This is a genomic window from Phaeobacter sp. HF9A, assembly GCF_011806385.1.
Classification (GTDB): domain Bacteria; phylum Pseudomonadota; class Alphaproteobacteria; order Rhodobacterales; family Rhodobacteraceae; genus Epibacterium.
Genome location: NZ_JAATOX010000003.1, coordinates 81,426 through 87,812, shown reverse-complemented (window position 1 = coordinate 87,812; position 6,387 = coordinate 81,426). Strand labels below are relative to the sequence as shown.

At 57.9% G+C, this 6,387-nt stretch carries 4 protein-coding genes and 1 pseudogene; 4 read left to right on the top strand and 1 reads right to left on the bottom strand.

What is annotated here, in order from left to right:
- Nucleotides 1-75 precede the first annotated feature (75 nt).
- A pseudogene (locus HCZ87_RS00935) lies at nt 76-240 on the bottom strand (transposase); the annotation flags it as partial.
- A 202-nt stretch (nt 241-442) separates the two neighbouring features.
- Between HCZ87_RS00935 and HCZ87_RS00930 the strand changes: the two are divergent.
- The 4 genes from HCZ87_RS00930 (at nt 443) to HCZ87_RS00915 (ending at nt 6,176) form a co-directional block, all read left to right on the top strand.
- Nucleotides 443-673 (top strand): helix-turn-helix transcriptional regulator, encoded by a 231-nt coding sequence (locus tag HCZ87_RS00930; protein WP_167641884.1) that lies wholly within the window; start codon nt 443-445, stop codon nt 671-673.
- Nucleotides 674-2,236: 1,563 nt separating this feature from the next.
- Nucleotides 2,237-3,148 (top strand): hypothetical protein, encoded by a 912-nt coding sequence (locus HCZ87_RS00925; RefSeq protein WP_167641883.1) that lies wholly within the window; start codon nt 2,237-2,239, stop codon nt 3,146-3,148.
- Nucleotides 3,145-3,771: a hypothetical protein gene (locus HCZ87_RS00920; protein WP_167452418.1), complete on the top strand. Its 627-nt coding sequence runs from the start codon at nt 3,145-3,147 to the stop codon at nt 3,769-3,771. The genes HCZ87_RS00925 and HCZ87_RS00920 overlap by 4 nt, the downstream gene beginning before the upstream one ends.
- Nucleotides 3,772-3,803: 32 nt before the next feature.
- Nucleotides 3,804-6,176 carry a type I restriction enzyme HsdR N-terminal domain-containing protein gene (locus HCZ87_RS00915; protein WP_167452417.1) on the top strand — a complete coding sequence of 791 codons (2,373 nt, stop codon included), beginning with the start codon at nt 3,804-3,806 and terminating at the stop codon, nt 6,174-6,176.
- Nucleotides 6,177-6,387 lie beyond the last annotated feature (211 nt).

Sequence of the window (6,387 nt, the reverse complement as noted above, 5' to 3'; positions counted from 1 at the left end):
GGATGACCCCCGCCCAGAAACTGAGAACGGCCGCGTAAATTCTACGACCAAGTCCCCGCAGAAACGGGGGGATTACCGGACCTCCAGCGTTTCCTCGTCGATGCCGATGTGTATCTTGCGCCAGATACGGCGCTTGGAACCACCGTGCTTACGGGCATTCCACTCACCTTCGCCCTCAGCCTTGATACCGGTGCTGTCGATCAGCAGGTTCAGCGGACCCGCGCCGCCACGGTAGGGGATATCCACCCGCCGCCACCCGCTTCTGACAACCAGTACTCAAAATGAAGTCCCGGGTAGCCCTCCATCTCTTCCGCGAGTTTCTCCAGTTTTACCAAGTCGATGATCATTGCTGCCTCTCCTGTGCTTCGGCGTCCAGATCGGGCACCGGAATGTCTCTTAAAACCGGTAGAGTTAAAGCCGACATTCGCCAATAGCATCGGGGGTGAAACGGACACCCAAGAGCCCCCTGAGAGACGTACTTGCCCGCAATATGCGGCTGCTTCGTGCTGAGAAAGGCTGGTCGCAGGAACGCCTTGCCGAGGAAGCGGGCCTCAACAGGACCTATTTGAGTGCTGTAGAGCGGTCTGAGCAGAATATCTCGATCGACAACCTCTACCGTGTCGCGAAGGGGCTGGGCGTCGAGGCTCATACCCTACTGACACACCTCGATTAGAAATTTATCTTCTTAAAATCAAATAGATAAACAGAAAACGGGCCTACCCTCTTCAGGTAGGCCCGTTGCTTTTCTACGGACATCAACAGTGCCTGACATCGACCGGTGGGCAATCTATGCGGTGATAGTGGACACCAAACCGCACCAAATGGGCAAACTATGGGTCAGTTCAGACACAACAATGTGGCGCTCCATCGGACATCACCTATCAAAAACTCAAAAAATCTTTTCTTTTCAATAGCACTCGGATCCAACGATGTATCTTTTTGATACAAGTCTTCATAAAGAATGACCTACATCCAAAGATACGTAGTCTGACCGGAGAGCGGCCCCTCCTACCTTTCGCTGGGAGGCGACAGAACGCCCCGCGTTAGCCGGGGTAGTCATATCGGCTGCGCACCTTCCCGAGACCGGACATCCATTCCATCATGCAGCATGATCTGGCACGCCAAGGTCAGAAAAGCGCAGGCAGCGGGCGATCGGCATGTGTGACAATGAGTTGGGTTCAGATCAAGAAGAAGGTGGATCGTGCCGATCAGGAAGAGGCCTTAGCCAAACCTTACCCCCGAAAACTTAAACGTCGTGATTTTAGCCCAAATTGACATTGTCTAGCAGAGTCATCTTGACCATTCTCACATGAAGCGGTGAAGCACGGGACGGACGATTGCATGCCTAAAAGCTCTCGAGATTTTATCATTCGCAAGCCGCCTGAAGCCGACATCGGGCGCTGGCGCATCCGTTTCTCTCGTTCTGACCGGCTCGGGGCTGACCGGCATACACTCCTAAAGGTTACACATGATGGGCGCAGCGGCTATTTTGTGGGGTTAGGACACGAAGAGGGAGACGGAGTTGCTTTAGCTGACTACGATGTCCGTGAACACTTGGGCCTGGGCAAAGTGAACTCGAGTGCAAGACTGGACGTCGAATTAGTAACCGGTTGGCGTAGCTTGTGCTGGTACCTTCACCACAGAGACCCGTATGTATATGTGCCAGCGTGGGTTGCCGCCTGGTCGTTAATCATAGGCGTGATTGGAATTCTTTTAGGTCTCCTCGGTCTCTGGCAGTTTCTCAAAGATATGTTCTTCTGAACTGGGCGAGTAGGCTCGACCAAAGAGATCGATTAAAATTTTGCATCACTTAAACAGCTCGCTGTCTAAAAAAATTAGTATCGCCCACTCACCAAGGGAAGTAAGCGATGCAGCCAAAGGTAATGTCGTGTCTTTGCTTCTCGGCACCTCCGCCCCAAAGTGGCCATCGGCTACGGGCGGCATGAACGGCAGCTACAGCTTGGGCGCAACGAGTTCTGCCCGCCCCCCCATGCAACCCCAAAAGGGAAACTTTCTGCCAGCACTGTAGTAGATTGCGATGTCCACTGTGACGGCGTACGGAGTATCGATTGCCACTAAGTCCCAAGTCTCGCGCATGTCATAAAGACGTTCGTCTTGCGAAGAAATTCAGCAGCGGCTTGATCGACACTTTATGAGCACACCATATACGGACAACTGCGTCACGATATAATATACAGGCTGGGTAAAGGCGGCGCGTTTCTTTGAGGGGAACAGTTTGAATACAGATTACTTCACGGACCGCGAATATGGCACGCGTCCGGCGATATCGGAAACTATCAATATACGGGTTTGGGGCGCCCTCTATTCGCTTGTAGGTTTGCGCATCGGAAATGGTGCCTTTGGCTTTCGGTTCGCCGAGCAGTGTCCGGACGGAAGGGGGGCTTGCGGCTGCGACCAGCAGGCTTTTGGACAATTCCTCCAAGCCGAAGTCCCGTGGCTCGAGTGGCCGCTACGATGCGACAAGCTCCCCGAGACACCGGTTGTGTTGGACTTACTAGAGTTCTGCGCCAAGGCGGTTGGCGAACCCATCTCCGTTAGCTACCACTCCTACTATGACCATCATCACTTGAAATGGGAAAGAGCCGCTGGACTCGCTTCCTTCGTCGCGGACGTCAACCTCCTGCTCCAGCGAAATGGGATCGCCTTCAAGCTCGATGATGACGGCCGCGCGCAGCGAATTCTACCGCAACCGGTCGCACAAGCGCTCGGCTGGAAGATGTTCAATACAGGTGACACGGAGCTTGATCGCCTGCTGGAATACGCTCGCTCGCGTTTCCTTGCCCCAAAGCTCGAAGATCGCCGGGATGCGACCGAAAAGCTATGGGATGCCTTCGAACGCATGAAGACGCTCGAACCAGGCTCGGATAAGCGCGCGCAGGCTGATGCGCTGCTGGATTGCGCCGCTGCTCCCGGGACGAAAATGCGCGCTGCGCTCGCTGACGAGGCGAAGTCGCTCACCTCTATCGGCAATAGCCTGCGAATTCGCCATTCTGAGGTGACGCAGGAAATGATCGATCGGTCGGAGCAGCTGGACTGGCTCTTTGTACGCATGTTCGGCTTCTTGCGGCTGCTCTTGCTTTCGTCCGGGCGGAGCAACAATCCAACTCCCACGGGAGGCAGGGAATGAGCAATGATGTCACGAAGGCGGATGTAGGCGTCGTGGTTGGAACCGTCACCGCCATCCTCGGAGTCCTCGCTGACCTGAAGTTCGACAGTTCGATTACCACTGCGTTGACCGCGGCGGGCGTCATCGCGACCGCACTGGCGAGCTATTTCAAGTCGCGCAGCGCGGCCAAAAGTGCTCAGCAAAGCGCGCGCGAGGTGGCCAATATCGCGGCCATGGCTTCGGTCGATAACACCGCCAAGACGGTTTTGGTGCAAACGGTCACTGCAGAGCGGGCAAAATGGCGGGCCGAAATGCGGAACCAAACCGAACAGCTGGTGGCGCTCCTGCGCTCCCATGGACGGTGCGGGGCCGGGGTCGACTGGGAGAAGTTCGACCGTCTACGGACCGGGATCAGGCTACGCCTCAACCCAACCGGTCGCGCTCCAGCGCCTGCCGCTGGTGACACGCACGAAGCCGATCGCGCGGTGCACGATGTGCTTGACGCCATAACGAACGCACGCAACTCAGAAACGCTTACGAATACCGAGTTGGCAGACCAACTCGAGGAACACATGGCCGCCCTTCTTAAGGGCGAGTGGGACAAGTCGAAGCGCGAAGCGGTGTCGGGAAAACTTGGCAGTTAGTAATGAGGCCAACGGGTCGGCGACGAGGTGTTATGAAGGTAACAAATGCAACGAAGAGCGAGACTGAGGCCCAGCTCGAAACCCGCGCGCGCGACGCGCTGCTGAAAGCACTACCGTGGCTCGACGGGAAGGAAATCGAACAGCAGACCAGCTTCACGATCCGCTTTGGCCACGCCGTCCTCCACGTGGATGGCAAGGAGCGCCAGCTTGTAACCGGGCGCGCGGACATCCTCGTGACAGTGCGCGGGGTTCACACTCTGGTTTTGGAGCTGAAGCGCCCTGGGCTCGGCATAAACGACGACGACGTTGAACAAGGCCTCTCCTACGCCCGCATCCTCCATCCCAGACCGCCGCTGGTGCTGGCAACGGACGGCACGGAGAGGCGTTTGGTCGAGACGCAAACTGGAATGGACTGGCGCCCTGCGTCTCAGGGTGAAGAAGCATTGAAGGCGCTCCTCGACAATGTTGCGCTCGTCGCAGCCGATGACATGAAACGCGCGACTTCGCGGCTCCTCGGGACCGACCCGAAGGCATGGATTGAGGCTGTCCGCGCGGTGAGCGACTACTTCATTGAGGAGCGGACGGGTGGCTGGACGACCCCGGAATTACCCTTCGTGAACGGCTTCCTCTTTTCGCGAAAAGCGGTGGCAGAAGCTGTCAAGGCGCTCAAGGACGGGAAGCGGCTGGTGTTCGTCGAGGGCGATCCCGTCAGCGGCAAGTCATCGGCGCTACGTGCGCTTGCAGAGCAGCTCAACGCCGGCGATAATTTTGCCGTGTTGACGCTCGACGCGGACAGCGGGATCGACCTGTTCAGCGCGCTGTCCGACATCCTGAGTTCGCAGCTCTTTTGGCCGATCACGCCCCATGAGGCGCGTCACTGGGTCCAGCAACTGTCGCGGACCGAGGGACCGCCCCTGGTGGTCGCGGTGGACGACTTCGGTGGCGCCCGCGGCAGATTTAGGCAGGACCTCGAGGCGCTGACGTCGCCGTTGTTCGGCGACAGGATACGCGTCGTCCTGGCGCTCGACACCGGTGCCGCGCACCGTCTGCTGACATCAAGCAACGGTCGGACCCCGTCGGCGCTGAAGCGCCGAGATCCAGAGCGCTTCTTTCTCGAGCCGCTCGACGACGATGAGTACGCGACTGCGCGCGATCACCTCAAGGAGCACGGAATATCGATCATGGCCGGCGGTGAGCGGTCGCGGGAATATCGTCTTCCCTGGGTTTTGCGCTCGATGGTGGGCTCGATTTTGGCAGGCCCGACCTTGGAACCTGGTACGGTGGCAATCCTCCCACCCATCCCAACGCTCCAACTCCTCAGTCAAGTGGAGCAGCGCTACCGCGACATGTTGGGTGCCGCTACAAACTACCGCGAGGTGGCTCAGGCGCTGGTCGAAGACCTGACCTCGGACGATTTTACATACGAGCTCCGCTTGCTATCGCTGGACACATATATCGTTCGAAAATCAGCGCTGCGAGAGCTGCTATCCGACGCCGATATTCGCGAACTGCTCGACGCAGGGCTGCTGCACGAGGGAAGGAGTGAGGAAGGCGAAGCGATCCTCTACCCTAAGCTACAGGACTTGCTCGCCTTGCACCTTGCCCAGATTTTCGCCAACCGCATCACCGAGAATGGGGACCTCGACGACGTCGCGAACGACCTCGCTGGACTGGCGTCAAGTGTACCACTCGGTCCCGTGATCGCGGCGTATTCGATCTTTTTGGCGGCAAAGACGCGCGGAACCTTGGACTACAAATTGATCGAGGCGTTGCGTTCCAGGGAACCGCGCCGCGAGAATGAGGCGTTGCCGCCGGGAAGGACTGTCACTGGCCTCGCCCCCGATGGGCATATGTTCGAGATGACTGGACTACCCGATGGACAGATTGAGCTGCGAGTCGGTGATGTCACCGATATCGTGGATGGAGAAGGCATTGGCTCTATCGTCGACATCGATCCATGGATGATCCTGTCCTATTTGGCCACTTGGCGGATAGCAGTCGATTCAAAAGACGAGGATCGATCGGCGCGCCTAGACGCCGTACTGATGTTACAGATCGGGAGCTATCCCGAGCCGCTTATCAAGCCGGGCAACGTCAGCGACATGGTTGAGACGCACTCGCTACCGGGGGGCGTCGAGGCGCTCCATTTCAACGGTATCTTTGAGCCCGTAACATACGCCATGCTCCTTTTCTTCACCAGGGAGCCGGAGCATGCGGCGACGTTCGTCGCAGCCGCGCGGGAAAAGGAAAGCCTACCGCTGATGCTCCGGATCGATGCCGCGCTGACCCAACTCGCCCATTTCAGTGGCGATGCGTCCGAGGTGGCGGCGGAGCTGCTCAGGGAGGTAGTTCGGCCCGCGGTCGAGGCGCTCCTCAAGTTCGGAGACGAGGCGGACGCCGGATGACGGTGGCTGATGCAGAGGTATTTTAGCGCGTTTTGCGGACGCCGCTTACTCGGGCGGCACGATATCATCACTAGAAGCACTGAAAAGGTTTACACCCGGCTGGAATGCGCACTAGGGTGGTCATCCGCGAACACAACAGAGAAGGCGTGACCCTACCCTGAGGTCCGCTTCAACTTTGAGGCGAGGATTTATTCTTACTCGGAGACAAGGT